Annotated in this window: 22 protein-coding genes; 12 read left to right on the top strand and 10 right to left on the bottom strand. The window is 74.5% G+C overall.

Annotated elements, in window-relative coordinates; translation table 11 throughout:
• Positions 1-43: 43 nt before the first annotated feature.
• The 8 genes from KYT88_RS00955 to KYT88_RS00920 all read right to left on the bottom strand — a co-directional run bounded on the left by KYT88_RS00955 (position 44) and on the right by KYT88_RS00920 (position 8,278).
• Positions 44-1,516 carry a PepSY-associated TM helix domain-containing protein gene (locus KYT88_RS00955; protein WP_043583017.1) on the bottom strand — a complete coding sequence of 491 codons (1,473 nt, stop codon included), beginning with the start codon at positions 1,514-1,516 and terminating at the stop codon, positions 44-46.
• Positions 1,513-2,196, bottom strand: coding sequence for a YcnI family protein (locus KYT88_RS00950; protein ID WP_043583016.1), 684 nt, complete (start codon positions 2,194-2,196; stop codon positions 1,513-1,515). Before KYT88_RS00950 ends, KYT88_RS00955 begins: the two co-directional genes overlap by 4 nt.
• 175 nt (positions 2,197-2,371) lie before the next feature.
• Complete coding sequence (locus KYT88_RS00945; protein ID WP_237583725.1) at positions 2,372-3,082, bottom strand: hypothetical protein; 711 nt, start codon at positions 3,080-3,082, stop codon at positions 2,372-2,374.
• 90 nt (positions 3,083-3,172) lie between these two features.
• Positions 3,173-3,835, bottom strand: a complete 663-nt coding sequence (locus KYT88_RS00940) for a hypothetical protein (RefSeq protein WP_147362431.1) — start codon at positions 3,833-3,835, stop codon at positions 3,173-3,175.
• Positions 3,836-3,846: 11 nt separating this feature from the next.
• Positions 3,847-4,410 (bottom strand): matrixin family metalloprotease, encoded by a 564-nt coding sequence (locus tag KYT88_RS00935; RefSeq protein WP_043583014.1) that lies wholly within the window; start codon positions 4,408-4,410, stop codon positions 3,847-3,849.
• A gap of 162 nt (positions 4,411-4,572) precedes the next feature.
• Positions 4,573-5,787, bottom strand: coding sequence for a Gfo/Idh/MocA family protein (locus KYT88_RS00930; protein ID WP_182480780.1), 1,215 nt, complete (start codon positions 5,785-5,787; stop codon positions 4,573-4,575).
• A gap of 175 nt (positions 5,788-5,962) precedes the next feature.
• Positions 5,963-7,252, bottom strand: a complete 1,290-nt coding sequence (locus KYT88_RS00925) for a hypothetical protein (RefSeq protein WP_043583008.1) — start codon at positions 7,250-7,252, stop codon at positions 5,963-5,965.
• Positions 7,253-7,540: 288 nt separating this feature from the next.
• Positions 7,541-8,278 (bottom strand): response regulator transcription factor, encoded by a 738-nt coding sequence (locus tag KYT88_RS00920; protein WP_043583006.1) that lies wholly within the window; start codon positions 8,276-8,278, stop codon positions 7,541-7,543.
• Positions 8,279-8,624: 346 nt separating this feature from the next.
• Between KYT88_RS00920 and KYT88_RS00915 the strand changes: the two genes are divergently transcribed.
• The 5 genes from KYT88_RS00915 (at position 8,625) to KYT88_RS00895 (ending at position 11,280) form a co-directional block, all read left to right on the top strand.
• Positions 8,625-9,185, top strand: coding sequence for an RNA polymerase sigma factor (locus tag KYT88_RS00915; protein ID WP_081840874.1), 561 nt, complete (start codon positions 8,625-8,627; stop codon positions 9,183-9,185).
• A complete protein-coding gene (locus tag KYT88_RS00910) occupies positions 9,182-9,808 on the top strand; it encodes a methylated-DNA--[protein]-cysteine S-methyltransferase (protein ID WP_043583001.1) in 627 nt (208 codons plus the stop codon). Before KYT88_RS00915 ends, KYT88_RS00910 begins: the two co-directional genes overlap by 4 nt.
• 440 nt (positions 9,809-10,248) lie before the next feature.
• Positions 10,249-10,497, top strand: a complete 249-nt coding sequence (locus KYT88_RS00905; RefSeq protein WP_043582996.1) for a hypothetical protein — start codon at positions 10,249-10,251, stop codon at positions 10,495-10,497.
• A gap of 70 nt (positions 10,498-10,567) precedes the next feature.
• Positions 10,568-10,828 (top strand): hypothetical protein, encoded by a 261-nt coding sequence (locus tag KYT88_RS00900; protein WP_043582991.1) that lies wholly within the window; start codon positions 10,568-10,570, stop codon positions 10,826-10,828.
• 8 nt (positions 10,829-10,836) lie between these two features.
• On the top strand, positions 10,837-11,280 hold the full coding sequence (locus KYT88_RS00895) for a VOC family protein (protein WP_043582990.1): 444 nt from the start codon (positions 10,837-10,839) through the stop codon (positions 11,278-11,280).
• Here the strand turns inward: KYT88_RS00895 and KYT88_RS00890 are convergent.
• Positions 11,277-11,810 carry an isochorismatase family protein gene (locus KYT88_RS00890; protein ID WP_051629161.1) on the bottom strand — a complete coding sequence of 178 codons (534 nt, stop codon included), beginning with the start codon at positions 11,808-11,810 and terminating at the stop codon, positions 11,277-11,279. The genes KYT88_RS00895 and KYT88_RS00890 overlap by 4 nt on opposite strands.
• 20 nt (positions 11,811-11,830) lie before the next feature.
• A complete protein-coding gene (locus tag KYT88_RS00885; protein WP_043582986.1) occupies positions 11,831-12,661 on the bottom strand; it encodes an oxidoreductase in 831 nt (276 codons plus the stop codon).
• Between the two features lie 153 nt (positions 12,662-12,814).
• Here KYT88_RS00885 and KYT88_RS00880 point away from each other — a divergent pair, with 153 nt between their 5' ends.
• From KYT88_RS00880 to KYT88_RS00850, 7 genes are all read left to right on the top strand, one after another.
• Positions 12,815-14,044 carry a multidrug effflux MFS transporter gene (locus KYT88_RS00880; RefSeq protein ID WP_043582984.1) on the top strand — a complete coding sequence of 410 codons (1,230 nt, stop codon included), beginning with the start codon at positions 12,815-12,817 and terminating at the stop codon, positions 14,042-14,044.
• Between the two features lie 190 nt (positions 14,045-14,234).
• Entirely contained in the window at positions 14,235-14,894 is a 660-nt protein-coding gene (locus KYT88_RS00875; RefSeq protein ID WP_043582980.1) for an HAD family hydrolase, read from the top strand.
• 35 nt (positions 14,895-14,929) lie between these two features.
• Positions 14,930-15,400, top strand: coding sequence for a GNAT family N-acetyltransferase (locus KYT88_RS00870; protein WP_051629160.1), 471 nt, complete (start codon positions 14,930-14,932; stop codon positions 15,398-15,400).
• An 89-nt stretch (positions 15,401-15,489) separates the two neighbouring features.
• On the top strand, positions 15,490-15,843 hold the full coding sequence (locus KYT88_RS00865) for a hypothetical protein (protein ID WP_043582975.1): 354 nt from the start codon (positions 15,490-15,492) through the stop codon (positions 15,841-15,843).
• Between the two features lie 222 nt (positions 15,844-16,065).
• Entirely contained in the window at positions 16,066-18,054 is a 1,989-nt protein-coding gene (locus KYT88_RS00860) for an APC family permease (protein ID WP_043582974.1), read from the top strand.
• A gap of 97 nt (positions 18,055-18,151) precedes the next feature.
• Complete coding sequence (locus tag KYT88_RS00855; RefSeq protein WP_043582973.1) at positions 18,152-19,051, top strand: hypothetical protein; 900 nt, start codon at positions 18,152-18,154, stop codon at positions 19,049-19,051.
• Positions 19,048-19,647: a hypothetical protein gene (locus KYT88_RS00850; RefSeq protein WP_234424822.1), complete on the top strand. Its 600-nt coding sequence runs from the start codon at positions 19,048-19,050 to the stop codon at positions 19,645-19,647. Before KYT88_RS00855 ends, KYT88_RS00850 begins: the two co-directional genes overlap by 4 nt.
• Positions 19,648-19,702: the final 55 nt, after the last annotated feature.

Genomic DNA, 19,702 nt, shown 5'->3' with positions numbered 1-19,702 from the left:
GGCGACCGGGCCTCCACGGGCCGGCACGGGTGGACGGGCCGGATCAGGCGGGGGCGCCCGCCCGGTGCACGCGCGCCGCGGTGATCAGCGCGTCGAGCAGCACGAAGCCGACCAGCGGGATCCCGACGAGCGGCAGGAACAGCCCCACGCCGACGCCGACCGCGACGACCACCGCGATCCCCCACCACGGCGCCCGCACGAGCGCGCCCGCAGGAGCCGCTCGGCCGGGGCGTGCGACACCCGGCCGGCGCTTCCACCACATCAGGTAGCCGAAGACGACCATCGCGGCGATGCCGAGCGCGGTCACCGCGAGGAGCAGCTGGTTCGGCAGCCCGAACATGGATCCCTGGTGCGTGTCGATCCCCCAGCGCGCGAGCTTCGCGGGCAGCGGGTAGTCGGCGAAGTCGGTGCGGCCCACGACCTGGAGCGTGCTGCCGTCGACGGACACCTGGTCGACCTCGGTCGGGAAGCTGCGCTGGATCTCGCTCACGGTCCACGCCTGGCCGGCATCCGCGGGCGGCTTGATCTCCACCAGGCCCGTGTTCACGTTGACGCCCTGCGCGACCCGGAGGACCTCGTCGAAGGTCGCGGGATCCACGGCGGGCGTCGTCGAGGGCGCGGCGGACGCGTGGTGGCCGGCGTGCGGATCCGCCGCGGAGACCGCGCCGGCACCCGCGCCCGGGAGCGCTGTCGCGAGGGCCGGCGTCTGCCAGCTGAGGGCGGCGCGCAGGTCGGTCACGTTCTGCCCGCCGAACTGCGACCACGTGATGCCCGTGGCGGACAGGAACAGCGCGCCCGCGACCAGCCACACGCCCGTCGACGCGTGCCAGGAGAGGATCCGCCGGTAGCCGGTGGCCCGCGCGTCCGGCCGCACGAGGTCGCGCTTCCGCGGCGACCGGCGCCAGCGCGCGACCCACAGGCCGAGGCCCGCGAGCGTCACGATGCCGAGCCAGCTCGCGGCGAGCTCGCTGTAGATCCGGCCGGCATCGCCGAGCCCGAGCCGGCGGTGGAAGTCGCTGATCGCCGTGCGCAGCGGCAGGGCGCCGCTCGTGCCGTAGACGGGGAGGTCGCCGCGGATGGACGCGTCGGCCGGGTCGACGAAGATCGCGCGCGTCTGGCTCGGGATGAGGCCCTCGCCCGTGAACATGACGCGCGTCGTGTCGCCCGACGCGGGGGCGGGGCGGACGGCGACGAGCGTGCCGGATCCGCCGACCACGGCCTCCGCGGCCTCGACCTGCTGGGCGAGCGGCACGGTGGATCCCGTCGCGGGCGCGTGCAGCTCGTGGGCGTAGACGACCTGCTCGGCGGTCGGCGCGAGCGCGTAGGCCGCGCCGCTCAGGGCCGCGGTGAGGATGAACGGGCCGACGAGGATCCCCGCCAGGAAGTGGAGGCGCAGCAGCAGCGGGATGAACCAGCCGCGCTGCGGGCGGGTGACCGCGGGGGTCGCGACGGGCGGGCCGACCTCGGGCGTGGCGGCGGGGCCGGCGGCGTCCGCGCGGTCGTCCACGGCGGTCATCGACGGCCGCCCTGCTGCGGGCGGCGCATGCCGATGGTGAGGAGCATCACGGCGACGACGCCCACCACGAGGGCGCCGAGGCCGAGGAGGCGGGCGACCGGGTCGACCGGCGCGGCGGCGGGAGCGGCGGCCTGGGCCTCCGCGGCCGTCGCCGAGGATCCCATGCCGGCCATGCCGCTCTCGGCGTCGGTGAGCGTGATCGCCGGTGCCGGGTGGTCGGGCTCGGTGCCCGCGGCGGGCGCCTCGGCCCAGTCGGTGGATCCGGCGACGCAGGTCTGCAGCGTCGGGAACGTCACGACGTCGCCGGCCGCGCCGTCGACGGGGAGCAGCGCCTCGACCTGCACGGTGGCGCGCAGGGCGTCGGGCAGCGGGGTGTCTGCCGTGTAGGTGACGGTCGTGCCGTCGGCCGCCTCCTGCTCGGCGACCGACCAGCCGGGCGCGAGGGTCGGCTTCACGGCCTGCACGTCCGCGGGGAAGCGGATCGCGAGCGACGTGGTGGCGGATCCCTCGCAGCCGTGGCCGACCGCGAAGGTCAGGACGCTGAGCGTGGCGGGGGCGGTGGACGAGGCGTCGAGCTCGACGTGCGCGGACGCGGCGAGCGGCGCCGACAGGGCGAGCGCGAGGCCGACGGCGGCGCCCGCGAGGATGCGGCGCGTGGCGGTGGTGGTGCGGGAGGGCATGGCTGTCCTTCGGTGGAGGCACGGGTGTCCGTGCGGGATCCGGGCGTGCGGGAGGCGCGCGGCGGCACGACGACGGACACCCGCGGCCGCGGGGTGCGCGGCATGCGGGATGGGCGGGTCGGCGCGACGGCGCGGGACCGCGCCCGGGCTCCGAGGGAGCGGCGGCGGGCGCGGATCAGGCGGCGAGCGCGCCGAGCGGCGGACCGCGGCGGCCCTGGATCCGCACGGCGAGGAGCGCGACCGGGCGCGCGGGACGGAGGTCGATCTCGAGCCGGCGCGGCCGGGGTGCGGTGGCCGGCTCGGCGAGCGCGGCGGCCAGCGCGACCGCCGCTCCGACGAGCGCGCCGAGGGCTCCGGTGAGCGCGCCACCGACCCGCAGGGCGAGTGCGCGCACGACCCGGCGGAGCGCGTCGGCGCCGGCGCGGAGCGAGCAGACGCTGACCAGGCCGGCGATCACGTGGGCGAGCAGCATGGCGCCGTCGTGCTCGGCGGGCATCCCGGCCATCGCGGAGGACCCGGCGAGGGCGCGCGCGGCGTCGGCCGCGGCGTGCGCGTGGGAGTGCCCGACGGACGCGGACGCGGCAGCGGAGGCCGCGCCGCCCATGTCCATGCCGGATCCGGGGACGGACCCGATCGCGGATCCGCCGAACGTGAACGCCGCGTGCAGCACGCCCTGGGTCGCGCCGATCGCGAGCACGAGGTGCGCGAGCGTCACCCGGCGACCGCCGAGCCCGAAGCACAGCGCGACGCCGAGCACGAGGGCGAGCGCGAGGACGAGCGGATGCGGGATCCCGCCGCCGGCCGCCGCGTGCAGCGTCGCCGTGACGAGCGTGCAGACGGATGCGGACAGCGCGGCGCGCAGCGTCCGCTCCTGCCGTGCCTGCACCCGTCCGCCTCCCGGTCGTCCGCTCCAGGGTACGGGAGCGCCCGGGCGCCGCCGCGACGGCACGGGACCGGCACCGGGACCCGGTCCCGCTCAGCCGAGCGCGTGATCCGCGGCGACGCGCTCGGGCAGGACGTCGCCCTGCTCGTGGTCGATCCGCGCGAACGTCGCCGACGACCCCGTGGCGCCGTCCGCCTGCACGCCCGCGTCCGGGGCCGCGAAGATGCCGGCGGAGCCGCCCGTGACGAACGACTGGGACGCCGCGTCGCCGGGCAGTCGCGAGGGCCGCAGGTAGAGGAGGTACGCGGATCCGCTCGCGAGCATCGCCGCCGGGCCCGGCTCCGCGGCCGTGCCGATCTGCCGCACCTCGATCTCGTCGCCGACCGTGACGCCGCGCGCGGTCTTCGCGACCGACGTGACCCGCACCGTCGAGACCGTGGCCGGGGCGCTCGGCCCGAGGTCCGCCACCTCGCGCTGCGCGACGACGGCGCCCGTGACGATGTCGATGCTGTCGTCCGCGAGCGCGGCGAGCGAGCCGTAGAGGGTGTGGCGGGATCCGTGGGTGTGCGACCCCGGCCCCGCCTCCATCGGCATGTCCATGCCGGGATCCATCGGCGCCGTCGTCGAGGCGTCGTCCGCGGGAGCGGCCGGGGAGGCGTCCGTCGGCGCCGCCGTGCAGCCGGCCAGCAGGAGCACGCCGGCCCCCAGGGCGAGGGCGGCGAGGCGGATCGTCGGTGCGGTCGTGCTCGTGCTCATGTGCGTGCCCATCAGTAGAGGGAGTCGATCCCGGCGACCTCGTCGTCGGTGAGGCCGTCCACGCCGTCGTCGTACGCGTCGGATGCCCGGTAGTACATGACGTGGTCGATGCCGGGGACGTGCGCGAGGCCGAGCACGTGGCCCGTCTCGTGCTCCCACACGACCTTCAGGCGCGTGGTCGGCATCGAGTCGTCGAGGTACTCGGTGTTGAGGTGCATGGACGCCGTGTAGGTGAGGTCGCCCCCTTCGTATCTCCACGTCGAGTAGCCCTCGTAGCCGTCGTCCCCGGCGTCGATGACCTGCGCGCTCCACGGCGAGCCCGTCGTGTCCTCCGTGGTGACCGACGCGTGGGTGCGCGCGGTGTACTCGGCGGCCGCGTCGGCGAGGGCGTCGTGGAACGTGCCAGCGGGGACCGCGGTCGTGTCCACGGTCAGCTTCGCGGTGGGCCAGTGCGGGCCCTCCCGGTTGAAGGCCTGGGCCGGTGCGGCGACGGCCAGGGCGGCCAGCGATGCCAGGCCCGCGGTGGCGAGCAGGGCGACGCGACCGCGTCGGCGGGCAGGGGCGGGTGATCTCATGGGACCTCCGGGAGCGATGGAGCGGGTGCATCCCGACGTCCCCGCCCGTGCCTCCCCGCGCGCCGAAGGTAGAACCTGCCCGCCCTCCCGCGCGCAGATCGCTCCCAGGCGATCGTCTGACGAGGCCGGCAGGCGGGGAGCCGGCCGACCCCGCGCGCCGGATCAGCCTCGGGTGGAGTCCACCTGCACCCACGCGCTGCCGTCGGCCGAGCTGCGCTCCACGGCGTCGAGCACGCGCTGCACGCGGAGTCCGTCGGCGAACGAGGGCTGCGGCTCGCGGCCCGCGGCGATGTCGTGCACGAGGTCGCGCACCTGGTGGGTGAACGCGTGCTCGTAGCCGAGGCCGTGGCCGGTCGGCCACCACGCCGCCGCGTAGGGGTGCTCGGGCTCGGTGACGAGGATCCGGCGGAAGCCCAGCCGGTCGGCGGGCGCGGTCGCGTCGTACAGCTCGATCTCGTTGAGGCGCTCGAGGTCGAAGGAGATGGCGCCGTCGGATCCGCTGAACTCCAGCCGCAGCGCGTTCTTGCGGCCGGTGGCCATGCGGGTCGCCTCGAAGCTGGCGAGCGCGCCGCCCGCGAGCTTCCCCGTGAAGTAGGCGGCGTCGTCGACCGTCACCTTCCCGCGCTCGCTCGACGCGACGCCGCCGAGGCCGCGCGTCTCGGCGAGCAGCGGGCGCTCCTCGACGAACGTGCGGAGCAGGCCGCTCACCGCGTCGAGGTTCTCGCCCGTGATGAACTGCACGGCGTCGACGATGTGCGCGCCGATGTCGCCGAGCGCGCCGGATCCGGCCGCCTCCTTGTCGAGGCGCCACGTCATGGGTCCCTCGGCGTCGGTCAGCCAGTCCTGCAGGTAGAGCGCGCGCACCTGGCGGAGCTCGCCGACGGCGCCCTGGGCGACGAGGTCGCGCGCGAACGTGATGGCGGGCACGCGGCGATAGCTGAAGCCGACCATCGCGCGGATCCCCTTCGCGGCGGCCTTCTCGGCGGCGGCCGCCATGATCTCCGCCTCCTCGACCGTGTTCGCGAGCGGCTTCTCGCACAGCACGTGCTTGCCCGCCTCGAGCGCGGCGACGGCGATCTCCACGTGCGTGCTGCCGGGCGAGCAGATGTCGACGACGTCGATGTCGTCGCGCTCGATCGCGGCGCGCCAGTCGGTCTCCGCGCGATCCCAGCCCCAGCGGTCCGCGGACTCCTGCGTGCGCGCCCGGTCACGGCCGACGATCGAGACCATGCGCGGCGCGAGCGGCAGGTCGAAGAACGCGGGGGCGACGCGCCAGGCCTGCGAGTGGGCGGCGCCCATGAACCCGTGGCCGATCATCGCGACGCCGAGGGCGCCTCCGGTCTCCGTGGGCGTCGCGGCGGGCTGCGTGTCGGACATGGGACTCCTTCGTCTCATACGGGGTGCGGATCCGCGTGCGGGTGATTCGTTGCGGGTCACGTCAAACCTACGGGGAGGGCGCGGGGCGGGACAAGGCGGGGCGCGGACGCGACGACGGCCGGATCCCCGCGGGGATCCGGCCGTCGTCGTGCGTGATGCGGGTGGTGCCGTTCCGCTACTCCGCGGGGCGCAGGCGGCGGCGGGCGACGAGCGTGCCCGCGCCGGCCAGGGCCAGCAGCGCGCCGAGGCCGCCGAGGCCGAGGGCCGCGGCGCCGTCAGTGCCCGTGACGGGCAGGGTGTCGTCGTGGTTCGCGGCCGGCTTCGTGATCGGCTTCGCCGGCGTGCCCGCGGGGTCGATCGACGGCGTGGTCGGCGCCGGGGTCGGGACGCCCGGTATGACCGGTCCGCCCGCGTCCTCGCCGGTCAGCTCGACGGTGCCGCCCTGCGTGAGGCCCGACTCGAGGCCCGCGACGGACACCTGGTAGGTGCCCGGCTGGATGTCGCCGAACAGGATGATCGGCTGCGCGAACGTGCCGTCGACGTCGGCGCGCACGAGGTCCTTGAGGGAGCGGGTGCTGACGCCGACGCCGCCGTTCTCGTCGCTGATCTGGATCATGCTGCCGTCGGGCGCCGTGACCGTGACCTCGACGGCCTCGTAGCGGAGGTAGCCGGTGGCGTTGACCTTCAGGCCGCCGAGGATGCTGGTGGCCTGGGCGACGGAGATCGGCGAGATGGTCGAGAACGAGGCCTCGGCGCGGACGAACGGGCCGACGGGCGCCTCGGCGAAGCGCACGAGGCCGCGGATCTCGCCCTTGATCGTGAGGTCGAGGCCGACCTGCGTCAGCGTGACGCTCGCGGTCTTCGAGTCCTGGAGCAGCTCGGTGAAGCTCGCGGGGAACGCGTACGTGCCGTCCTCGCCGACGATGCCGATGCCGGCGATCGACTTGACGCCCACCGCGTTGAAGTAGCTGGCCGTGACGATGCTGCCCGCGGTGCCGGTGCCGGCGAACGGCACGGCCTCGTTGACCGGGAGGGCGACGCCGCGGTCGGGCGTGGTCCAGGTGAAGGGCAGCTCGACGACGGGGACGGTCGGCTCGAGCGTCGGGAGGCCGGTCGTCGGCGCGCCGGGGGTGGTCGGGACGGCCGGGGTCGGCGTGGTCTCGACCGGGGCGTCGGCGACGGGGGCCGTCTCCTCGGCGGTCTCGGTGGGCGCGGGGGTCGGCGTCGCGTCGGCGGCGGGCGCCTCGACGGCGGGCGTCGGCGTGGCGGCGGGGGTCTCGACCGCGGGGGTCTCGACGGCCGGCGTCTCGACGGCGACGGGCGCGGATCCGACCGGGGCCGTCTCGGCGTGGGCTGCGGGCGCCATCGCGAGGGGCAGGATCACGAGCGAGGCCGAGAGGCAGGCGCCGGCGGCCGCGCGACGGAACGACCTGCCGCGACCTGCGGCGGGGGTGGGACGGGTCATGACAGCTCCAGTGGTGCAGGACCGCCCGGGCGCGCCATTGCTGTGCCGCGATCGTGCGGTGGAGGGGACGCGCTCGGGGGTCTCGAGGACGCGTCGGGGAGGTTCAGCTCCCCGGTCCCGACTGTAGGGACATCCGCTACTCACCTGGGGAAATTATTTGCGCAGTGTGACGCGTGTGACTCGTGATCCCCGGAGTTGCGGGGGTGACTCGCCGCACCGGCCCCCGGATTGGGGTGACCACGGACCGGCCGTTCGGGCGCCGCGGCGTCAGAGGCGTCGGCCCGCGCGTCAGACGGCGGGCGCGAGCACCAGGTCGTCGCCCGCCACGGCGAGCAGCGCGACCTGGTCGCGGCCCGCGCGGCGGCCGGTCACGGACGGCAGGTCGAGGAGCGCGCGCGGGGCGACGAGGTCCCAGCCCGCGTCCGTCAGGCGGTGCACGAGCTCACGGCGGGAGAGCCGGCGCGTCGGCTCCTCGGCGAGCGCCTGCACGACGACGAGGTCCATCGGATCCAGTTCCAGCGGCACGCCCGCGAGCCACGCCTCGCCCGTCGCCGGGTCGAGCACGAGGTCGCCCGCGGTGATCGTGGCCGGGGCGAGGCCCCGGCGGCGGAAGAGCACGCGCAGCGTCTCGACGACCTCCTCGAGGCCGAACGGCTTGGTCACGTAGTCGTCGGCGCCCGCGCCGAAGGCCGCGAGCCGGTCCTCGAGCGAGTCGCGCCCGGTGAGGAACAGCACGGGCGTCGCGACGCCGGCCCGCCGCAGCTCGCCGACCACCTCCACGCCCGAGACGTCGGGCAGCGTCATGTCGAGCAGGATCGCGTCGGGCGCGGCCTCGACGGCGGCGTCGATCGCCGCACGGCCGGTGGCGAAGACGCGCACGTCCCAGCCCTCCATCCGCAGCGCGAGCGACAGCAGCTGCGTGATGGGCGCCTCCTCGTCGACCACGAAGACGCGCAGCACGCGGGGCGCGTCGCCGGGCACCGCCTGCTCGTCGTCGCGTGCGGCGGAGCTCAGCGTGCTGGCCATGCGGATCCTCTTCCGTCGTGTGCGCCGCCGGCCCGGGGGGGACGGGCCGGCGGCGGATGCTCCTCGCGGAGCGCGCGGCCGGGGGTGGGCCGCGCATCCATCCTCGCGACCGGGAGGCACCGGGTCGTCATCCCCGGGGACCGTCACGGGTAGTCCCTACGGCGCGCACGGGCGGAGCACCGGAGATGGCGAGGAGGCGCACGGCGCGTCCGCAGGCGGGCGGTGCGTCCGCAGGCGGGCGGTGCGCCTGCGGTGGGCTGTCGCGCCGGCCGCGGGATCCGCGAGACTGATCCGCACGCCGACCTCACGGATCACCCCGCCCCGGCGTCTACCCGGTGTGGAGATGATGCAGCCGTTCGACAGGGTCGTGACCGAGCACGGCGCCGTGGTGCTCCGCGTGTGCCGGGCCGTGCTCGGCGGGCACGCGGACGCCGAGGACGCGTGGTCGGAGACGTTCCTGTCGGCGCTCGTCGCGTACCCGCGGCTCGGGCCGCGCGCCGACGTGCGCGCCTGGCTCGTGACGATCGCGCACCGCAAGGCCCTCGACGCGATCCGCGCCCGCGGCCGCCGCGCGCTCCCCGTGGACGAGGTGCCCGAGCGGGTCTCGGACCTCGGCGTGCCCGACTCCCGCGACCCCGACCTCTGGCGCGCCGTCGCCGCCCTGCCCGAGCGGCAGCGGCTCGCGGTCGCGTACCGGTACCTCGGCGGGCTGCCGCACGCGGAGGTGGCGTCGATCGTCGGCGGGACGCCCGAGGCCGTGCGGCGCGCGGCCGCGGACGGGGTGGCGAGCCTCCGGCGGACGATGGGGGCGGATCCGCCCTCGTCCGTGCGCGAGCCATCACCCGCACCCGCACTTGCACCCGCACCCGCACCCGCACCCGAAGACGCCCGAGGAGGACGACCGTGACCGATCCCGACGACACCGCCCCCTTCCTCGACGCCGACGCGCTCGAGGCCGCCGACCCGACCGCACCCGCCCTCGACGCCCTCCGCCTCCGCCTCGCCGACCGGGCCGAGGCCGACGGCGCCCTCGATGTCGGCTTCACCACGATCGACTCCCCCGTCGGCCCGCTGCTGCTCGCCGCCACCGAGCGCGGCCTGATCCGCGTCGCCTACTCCCGCGAGGACCACGACACCGTCCTCGGCGACCTCGCGCGGCGGCTCGGCCCGCGGATCCTGCGCGCCCCCAAGCGCCTCGATGCGGCCGCGCGCGAGCTCGACGAGTACTTCGCCGGCCGCCGCCGGGCGTTCGACCTGCCGCTGGATCGCCGCCTGTCGACCGGCTTCCGCGACCGCGTGCAGCGGCTGCTGCCGGAGATCCCGTACGGATCCACCCGCACCTACCGCGAGGTCGCCGAGACCGCGGGCAGCCCGGCAGCCACCCGCGCGGTCGGCACGGCGTGCTCGACCAACCCGCTGCCCGTGGTGATCCCCTGCCACCGCGTCCTCCGCTCCGACGGCACGCTCGGCGGCTACATCGGCGGGCTCGCCGCGAAGACGACGCTGCTGGAGCTGGAGGGGCGGATCTGACCGGCATCCCCCATCCGGCGGACGCGACGGCGCGCGCCCGCGCCTAGCGTGAGGGCATTGACGATGCGACGGGACCCGGCGACCGCGCCGCGACCGGCAGCCTCACCCGTCCCCGGGATGCGGCGCTCGGGATCCTCTTCGCGATCGGCGTCGTCATGACGCTCGCCCGCGACGATCTGCGTCCCCTCGGGCTCCTGCTGATGGTCGTGAGCGCGGTCGTGCTCCTGGTGTCCACGGTCGTCCGGTGGCGTCGCCGGGGCGCGAGGCGCTGACCGGGCACGTCTGCGGCGTGTACACCCCCTGTGCGGCACGCTTACGGGGCGCCGGGGCCGCGCACTAGATTCCTCGCGCATCCGTCCGCGTCCGCGACCGGGAGACGGGGATCGATCCTCGAACGCCCGCGAAGCCCGGGCGACACCCTTCGAGAGAACAGGATCCCCATGCCAATCAACCGCACACGCTCCACCGCCGCGCGCTCCGCGCTCGCCCTCGGCACGCTCACCGCCGCGCTCGTGCTGTCCCCCGTCGCGGTCTCCGCGGCGCAGGCCGCGCCCGCCCACCACGGCGCGGTCACGGAGACGACCGCGCGAGCGGCGCACTGCTACAGGACCATCGGCGGCGGCGCCGACGATCCCGGCCATGTCGGCGTCCGCATCTCCCACTACTGCGGCGGCCACGGACAGGCCTGAACCCGGCCGCGTGCCCGCGTCCCCCACGAGGCGGACGCGGGCGGGCAGCCCTGCTGCCTAGCGTGAGGGCATGAGCGATCCGACGACGCCCGGCGGCCCCGTCGATCCGCCCGCGGAGGACGACGACGCCGCCGACTCGAACCCGAACATCGCGCTCGGCATCGTCTTCGGGATGCTCGGCCTCGTGCTGATACTCACCCTCGACGACACGCGAGTCGCCGGGCTGCCGTTCCTGATCCTCGGCGTCACCTTCTTCGTGATGGGCGTGCGCCCTGCCAAGGCGAAGCGCGACGGCCCTGCAGCGGACGGCACCCCGCCCCCGCCGGCGTAGACAGGGTCATGACCACCTCGCCCGACCGCCCGCGCCTGCTGCAGACCGTGCTCGACGCGCCGGATCCGCGTCGCCTCGCCGAGTTCTACCGCGAGCTCCTCGGCTTCCGGTACCGGCCGGGCGACGCGCCCGAGGAGACGGGGCCGGATCCCGACTGGCTGGTGCTCGTCGACGGCGACGGATCCCGCCGCCTCGCCTTCCAGCTCGCGCCCGGCATGCCCGCGCCCCGCTGGCCCAAGGGATCGCCGCCGCAGATGCTGCACCTCGACCTCACCGTCGGATCCGTCGCCGACCTCGAGCGCCAGCGGTCGCGGGCGGTCGCGCTCGGCGCCGCGGTGCTGCAGGACCGGTCGGCGGATGAGGACGAGCCCCTCTACGTGCTGCGGGATCCCGCCGGCCACCCGTTCTGCGTCTTCGTCGCGCCGGAGCCCTCGGGGGCCCAGGACCTCTAGAGCGTCACGGTGTCGTGCAGCTCGACGGTCGACACGATCCCCGGGTGCCGCAGCGTCGCGAAGTAGAGGTCGGTGTGGGCCACGATCTGCGCCGCGCCGATCGCGACGCCCTCGTGCAGCGCATCCGCCGTGGTGTGCGCATCACCGACGAGCGTCACGTCGAACCCGCGTGCGGCGGCGCTCTGCAGCGTCGTGCGCACGCAGTAGTCGGTCTGGGCGCCCGCGACCACGATCCGCGTGGTCCCGAGCCGCGCGAGCACCTCGGCGAGGTCGGTGTCGGCGAAGGAGTCGCGATGCGCCTTCCGCACGAGCGGCTCGCCGGCCGCCCGCGCGAGCGGCGGCACGAGCGCCCAGTCGGGGTCGCCCACCGCGAAGCCGTGGTGGTCCTGGATCCACACCACCGGGGTCCCGTTCGCGCGGGCGCGCCCGACGAGCGACGAAGTGCGCGCCACCACCCCGTCGGCGTCGAGGCAGCCGGGCAGCACCCCGACCTGGAGATCGATCACGAGGAGGGCGGTGGATGCGGTCATGCGGTGTCGCTCCCGTCTCGTCAGCTCGCGTCGTACGCCGTCGACCGGCTGCGCTCCGCCCACGCGTCGACGTCGGCGCGCAGGTCGTCGAGCGCGCCCGTGACGATCTCGACCGCGTCGCCGCCGAGCAGGAGATAGAAGGGAGCGCCCTGCTCGACCGCGTCCACGAGGACCTTCGCGCCGAGCGCCGGATCGTTCGGCTGCGTGCCGTCGGTGGTGTCGTTCTCCTTGCGGCGCTTGCCGGCGGTCTCGGCGTAGTCGTCGATCACAGTGGACGACTGCGTGAGCGAGCGGCCGGAGAAGTCGGTGCGGAAGGATCCGGGCGCCACGACCGTCGCGACGATCCCGAGCGGCGCGAGCTCGGTGCGCAGCGCCATGGTCATCTGCTCGATGGCGGCCTTCACGGCGCCGTAGTAGCCGGATCCGGCGCCCGTGCGCGCGGCGCCGATCGACGAGAGGTTGACGATGGTGCCGCTGCGGCGCTCGCGCATGCCGGGCAGCACGGCCTTGATCATGCGGACGCTGCCGTGGAACTGGGTGTCGAAGAGGCGCGCGACATCCTCGTCGTCGCCCTCCTCGACGGCCGCGCGGTAGCCGTAGCCCGCGTTGTTGACGAGCACGTCGACGCCGCCGAAGCGGGAGGTCGCCTCGTCGACCGCGAGGGACACCTGCGCCTGGTCGGTCACGTCGAGGTCGAGCGCGAGGGCGTGCTCGGGGTACGTGTCGGCGAGGTCCTGCACGTTCGCGGCGTCACGCGCCGTGACGACGACGTCGTGCCCGCGCTCCAGCGCCTCGACGGCGAAGGCGCGCCCGAGTCCGGTGGAGCATCCCGTGATCAGCCAGGTCGTCATGCGCGTTCCTCTTCCTCGTGGATGCGGCGGGCGCGACGGTGCGGCGCCCCCTCATCGAGGCTAGGCGCATCGCGCGGCGGCGACCGGCGAGCGGGACCGGCATGCCGTCCTCTGGCCGCCGGCGCGGCGGCGACCGGTCTACTGTCGGGACGGATGAGCGACGACGCCCCGCACCCGGATCACGACCCCGACCCGCGGACGTCCTGGACCGCGCGCCGCGGACCGCTCCTCACGGTCGCCCTCATCGTCGGCATCTCGCCGTTCGCGACCGACCTCTACATCCCCGGCCTGCCCGCCATCGCCACCGACCTCGACGCCTCGACGGCATCGGTGCAGCTGACGTTGACCGCCTTCCTCGTCGCGTTCGCCGTCGGCCAGCTCGTCATCGGGCCGATCAGCGACGGCGCAGGCCGCCGTCGCATCCTCCTCGCCGGGACCGCCCTCTTCACCCTCGCCAGCATCGTCTGCGCGATCTCGCCCGACGTGACCACGCTGATCCTCGCCCGCGTCGTGCAGGGCCTGGGCGGTGCCGCCGCCGCGGTCTCGGCCCGCGCCATGGTCGGCGACGCCTCCACCGGCGCCCTCCGCAGCCGCCTCTTCGCGACGCTCGCGGTCGTCAACTCCGTCGGCCCGGTCGTCGCCCCGCTCGTCGGCGGCGTCGTGCTGACGGCCTGGTCGTGGCGCGCCGCGTTCGTCGTGCTGGCGGCGCTCGGTCTGGGTCTCACCCTCGCCGCGGCTCGCCTGCTGCCGGAGACCCTCGTGCGCACCAGCACGGGCGGCACATCACTCCGCGCCGTCCTCGGCCGCATGGCGGAGCTGCTGCGCATCCCCCGCTTCCGCTGGTACCTCGTCACCGGGTGCGCCGCGACCATCGGCTTCTTCTCCTACATCGCCACCTCGTCCTTCGTGTTCCAGGACCAGTACGGCTTCGGCGAGGGCCTCTACACGCTGGTGTTCGCCTCCAACGCGTCCTGCATGATCGCCTCGACCCTCGTCTTCCGCCGCCTCATCGGGCGCTTCGACGAGGACCGCCTCTTCACGATCGGCCTCGCCACCTGCGCGATCGGCTCGGCCCTCGTGCTCGTCGGGGCGGTCGGGGGGATCGGCCCCGCGCTGGTCTGGCCGGCCCTCGCCCTCGTCACCGCGGGCTGGGGGTGGGTGATCCCGGGCTCGATCACCCTCACGCAGGCGCTCGGCCACCGCCACCCCGGCACGGCCTCGGCGCTCGTCGGCGGCCTGCAGTTCGGCCTCGGTGGGCTCGCGACGCCGCTCGCGGGTGCCCTAGGAGGGACAGCGACCGCCATGGGCGCGCTGATGTCGGGCTTCATCGTGGTCGGGCTCGCCGCGCAGCTGTGGGCGTCCCGGGCGCGGCGCGGCGGCTGACACCCCACCTTGAGCGCGCAGGCAGCCGCTCAGCCGTCTGCTCGCATCGCCCCGCGGATCCGTCACCCGAGCCATCGCCGTCCTCGGCCGGAGCGGACAGGTGCCGAGGGAGCTGCGGCGCCGTCCACCAGGCGATGTCGGAGGGACGCCGGTCCGGCGCGGGCCGCCGCTCCCCTCGTACCCTGCATCCATGCCCGTACTGCTGGACCTCGACAACACCCTCGTCGACAGGGACGGCGCCTTCTCCTCGTGGGCTGCCAGCGCGGTCGTCGAGTGGGGCGGCGATGAGAGCGACGTGCTGTGGCTCATCGACGCCGACAGGAGCGGATACACGCCGCGACGGGAACTGGCGCAGATGATCCAGGAGAGGCTCACCCCGCCCTGTTCGACGGACGCCATCGTCGATCGACTCCTCTACGAGCACGTGGACGTCATCGAGTGCTACCCGGGGGTGGTCGATGAGCTGGAGCGCATGACCCGCGCCGGCATCTCGCTCGTGGTGGTCACGAACGGCGAGTCCGAGCAGCAGCGCATGAAGCTGCGACGCACCGGTCTCGACCGCGTGGTGGCCGCCAGCGTCATCTCCGCAGAGCTGGGTGCCAAGAAGCCCGACCGGCGGATCTTCGACGCCGCCCGAGCAGCCGCACCCGACGACGGCTGCGCGTGGATGGTCGGCGACCATGTCACGGTCGACATGGCTGGCGCTCGCGCCGCGGGTCTCTCGACCGCCTGGGTGGGCCACGACAGGCCGTGGCCGGAGACGTGGATGCCCGACCTCGCGGCCAGCAGGCCCGACGACGTCGTGAGCCGTGTGCGGGACCGTGTGCTCCGGCGAGGCGTCCCCCGCTGAGCACCCCGGACCCGCCCTGCTGCGACGATGGCCGCATGACCCTCGAAGTCGCACGCGGGCGAAGCGGCACCGACGTCCGCCGCATCCTGCAGGCCCTGCGGGACTGGTTCGGCGACCCCGAAGCGATCGAGGGCTACGTGGCCGCCTCCGAGAGCGACGACTACGACAGCTTCCTGGCGACCGATGGCACGAGCGTCATCGGTGTCGCCCTCGTCCGCCGGCACTTCGCCGAGGCCGCGGAGCTGCACCTCATCGCGGTCGCGCCCGACGCACGGGGGCGAGGCGTCGGCCGGCTCCTCGTGGAGCACGCGGCGGGCTCTCTCGCGACGAGCGGATGCGCGCTCCTCTCGGTGCACACCGTCGGCCCGTCGTTCGAGGACGAGCCGTATGCGCAGACGCGCGAGTTCTACCGCCGGACGGGATTCCTGCCGCTCGAGGAGCACACGGGGCTGGACTGGGCCGGGCCGACCCTCATCCTCGTCCGCCCCCTCCGCCAGCTCCGCTGAACGACGGCGCCGTGCCGCAGCGGCTGGCGGCAGTAGGCCGTTCGACGGCGGCGGACGCGGCGCGGGCGCGTACCCGCGAGGATCGACCCATGGACACCGACGACGACCGCCGCCTGTTCCTCGAGCACCTGCGCGCCGGGGAGCCGTCGTTCGCCGATGCCCGCTTCACCATCTCCTCGGTCGTCCTGGAAGGCCGCGCCGACGGCCAGCCCGCCGTGCGCTGGGACCTCCCGCGCGGATCCGTCACGCGAGCCATCGCCGTCCTCGGCCCGAGCGGCCGCGGCCTCTGGCGGCACGCGAGCCCGCGGACGGCCGCCTTCCGCCTGCTCGCCATCCACATGGAGGAGTGGATCAGCGTGCCCGACACGGATCCCGGCGCCGACCAGGAGCGCCGCTTCGTGCTCGTCGACGGCCACTTCGATCCCGTGCCGCCGCGCTCCTGACCTCCCCGCGTCATCCGCGAACCGTCCCCCGCATGACCGCACCCTCCACGCCCACCCGCCTCCCGCCCGGAAGTGGCACGATGGGCCGACGATGATGCCGGGCCCGACCGTCGCATCCGCGAGACGGGGTCCCGGCGCCGCCTCAGGAGGATCCCCCGTGCACTGCCCGGATCACGGTCAGATGACGTCCCCGCTCCGCTCCGCCACCTCGGCGGCCCGGTCGTGAGCGCGCCGAAGCTGCTGCGCGCGCCCGAGCAGCGGCGCGCCCGCGCCGGGATCACCGCGTGGCTCCTCGACGGACTGCCCGGCGCGTCCGGCTCCCACCCCGGCCCGCACGCCGAGACCGTCGAGAAGACGCACTCGTGGTGGCGCGTCATGTGCCTCACCGGCGTCGACTACTTCTCCACGCTCGGCTACCAGCCGGCCATCGCGGCGGTCGCGGCGGGGCTCCTGTCGCCGCTCGCGACGCTCGTCCTCATCCTCCTGACGCTCCTCGGCGCGCTCCCCGTCTACCGGCGGGTGGCGCGCGAGAGCCCCCGCGGCGAGGGATCCATCGCCATGCTCGAGCGCCTCCTCCCCTGGTGGGGCGGCAAGCTCTTCGTGCTCGTGCTGCTCGGGTTCGCGGCGACGGACTTCCTCATCACCATCACGCTCTCGGCAGCGGATGCGACCGCGCACGCCGTCGAGAACCCGTTCGCGCCGGACTGGTTCCAGGGCAACGAGGTGCTGCTGACGCTCGTGCTGCTGGCCGCGCTCGCGTTCGTGTTCCTGCGCGGGTTCAAGGAGGCGATCTCGATCGCGGTCGTGCTGGTGGGTGTCTTCCTCACGCTCAACGCCGTCGTGATCGTCGTCTCCCTCTTCCACGTCGCCGGGAACCTCGTCGTCATCGACGACTGGTGGGCGGCGCTCACGGCGCAGCACGGCAACCCGCTCGTGATGGTGGGCATCGCGCTCATCGTGTTCCCGAAGCTCGCGCTCGGCCTCTCCGGGTTCGAGACGGGTGTCGCGGTGATGCCGCAGGTGCGCGGCGAGGACGACGCCGACGGGGTGCCGCGGGCGCGGATCCACGGCACGAAGCGGCTGCTCGCGACGGCGGCGCTCATCATGAGCGCATTCCTCATCACGTCGAGCTTCGTGACGACCCTGCTGATCCCGCAGGCCGAGTTCCAGGACGGCGGCAAGGCCAGCGGCCGGGCGCTCGCCTACCTGGCGCACCAGTTCCTGGGCGACGGCTTCGGCACGCTCTACGACATCAGCACGATCTGCATCCTCTGGTTCGCGGGCGCCTCCGCGATGGCCGGGCTCCTCAACATCGTCCCGCGCTACCTGCCGCGCTACGGCATGGCGCCGCACTGGGCCGCGGCCGTGCGCCCGCTCGTGCTCGTCTTCACGGCCATCGCCGTGATCGTGACGCTCGTCTTCCAGGCCGACGTGGATGCGCAGGCGGGCGCCTACGCGACCGGCGTGCTCGTGCTCATCACCTCGGCGTCGGTCGCGGTGACGCTGTCGGCGAGGAAGGCCGGGCAGCGCAAGCGCACGATCGGGTTCGCGGTCATCGCCGCGGTCTTCGCGTACACGACGGTCGTCAACGTCATCGAGCGGCCGGACGGCGTGCGGATCGCCGCGCTGTTCATCCTCGGGATCCTCGTGGTCTCGATCGTCAGCCGCGTGCAGCGCTCGTTCCAGCTCCGCGCGACCTCGCTCACGATGGACGAGCGGGCCCGCGCATTCGTCACCGAGGACGCCGAGGACTACGGCGCGGTGAGCATCATCGCCCACGAGCCGGACGAGCCCGGCGAGGCGCTGACGGAGGAGGAGCGCATCGCCGAGTACCGCCGCAAGGCGAGCGACGAGCGGCGCGACAGCGGGATCCCGGCGCGTGCGCCCGTGATCTTCCTCGAGGTGACCCCGGGCGACTCGTCGGAGTTCGAGGAGGACCTCGTGGTGCGCGGCATCGTGCGCTGCGGCTTCCGCGTGCTCCAGGTGACGAGCGGCAACGTCCCGAACACGATCGCCGCCGTGCTCCTCGCCGTGCGAGACCTCACGGGCGTGAAGCCCGGCGTCTACTTCGAGTGGACGGAGGGGTCGCCCCTCGGCAACCTCCTCCGCTTCCTCGTCACGGGCACGGGCGAGGTCGCCCCGGTCACGCGCGAGGTGCTGCGGAGGGCGGAGCCGGTGCGGTCGCGGCGGCCGGATGTGCACGTGAGCTGAGGCACGCGCTCCCTGTGGAGCGATCCTCCGTGACCCGATCTTCCGTGTCCTAGCATGCGGGCGATGCCGATCTGCATCCCCGACGAACGGACACCCCATGCCCATCCGCCCGCGGAGCGCCATCGCGCTCCTGGCCCTCACGATCGCGGTCGCCGCGAACGGCCTCACCGCGGAGGCCGCCTCGGCGGCGGACACCGCAGGGGACACCTCGACCCAGGCGCTCGTCGCCCGCGCGCTCGACGCCGTCGGCCAGGGCGCGGAATCGACCGCCGACTGGACGGCACCCGACGCGGTGGATCCATCCGCGCTCCCGCACACGGCCGGCGGCGACGTCGGCGTGACACCCTCGGACACCGACGACTCCCTCGTCCGGGTCGCACCGGGAGAGACGCAGGCGGTCACGGTCCTCCGGGACGGAGCCGACGTCACGTCGTTCGCCCTCGACCTCCCGGATGGCTTCCGGGCCGTGCCCCGCGGGGCGGGCTACGACATCGTCGCCGCGCTCGGATCCGGCTCGGGCAGCATCAGCGCGGGGCACATCGCGGACCCGTGGGCCGTGGACGCGGCGGGGCGCCCGATCCCGACGCGCTTCGCCCTCGAAGGCGACACCCTGGTCCAGACCATCGACGCGGAAGGCGCCGCATACCCTGTCGTCGTGGATCCGCTCGTCACCTTCGGCCTGGCCAACGCACCCCAGGGAGTCGGGTTCTACGTGAACCTGCTCGGCTCCCAGATGCGGGAGATCGCCGCCGTGGCGGCCCTCCTCCTGAGCTCGGGATACTTCGGCATCTGCAAGGCCGCCGGTCGTCTCGCAGCTCCCGCGGCGAAGCTCATCGGGTGGCTCTGCGCGGCCATCGGATCTCCCAACGTGTTCTCGATCGTCGACCTCGTCCACCGCATCTACCAGTCGAACAGGTTCGGCTTCTACGCCTGTTACCAGACGCGGATCGGCAGCGGTCGCGCGTTCGTGTGGACGGAGCACGCGAATTGCGCATGAGGGCGGAGCCATCCCGGATCCTCTACTACCTGACGCTCGCGACGACGGCGCCACTGGGCCTCGTCATGTCCGAGAGGGTGTCCCGGGTCATGGCGCTCGGTGCGTGCTGGGCTCTCGCGTCCTTCCTCCTCGACGCGCGAGAACGCCGACGAGGGCAGGGCGCCACGACGTCAGGGTCGGGAAGGTCCACCGTCTACCTCGAGCTGCACCCGCTGATGCTCGCCGCCGCGGGTGTGATCGCCTTCGTACGACGCGACGACGTGGCAGTGGTGCTGATCACCACGGGGATCGCAGCGGGCCTGTCGACCGTCCTCGACATGCTCGAAGGACGCGCGTCGGCGGGAGCGCGATCTCATGGACGAGAGCGGCACCTCGACGGCTTCCGCCATGCCCGGCGATCCCCCCTCGTCCTCGCGGCCGTATTCCTCATGGCGATGGGAGGTCTCTGCGTCAGCATCCCCGACGACCCCGGCGCGGTCACGGCGGCGGCCAGCGGAGGGTTCGCTGCGCTGCTCCTCCTGACAGCGCTCGTGGTCCGTGATCGACGGCACCGCCTCGCGACGACGGGCACGGGCGCGGGCGTCGGCGAGGGCTGACAGGAGCGGAGCGCGGGGCTCCCGCCGCGCCCCCGCATTCGCCACGGGCTGACAT

The sequence above is a fragment of the Clavibacter sp. A6099 genome (genome assembly GCF_021919125.1).
Classification (GTDB): Bacteria; Actinomycetota; Actinomycetes; order Actinomycetales; family Microbacteriaceae; genus Clavibacter; species Clavibacter seminis.
Note: the sequence above shows the minus strand (reverse complement) of the source record. Positions and strands in the feature narration are given on the sequence as shown.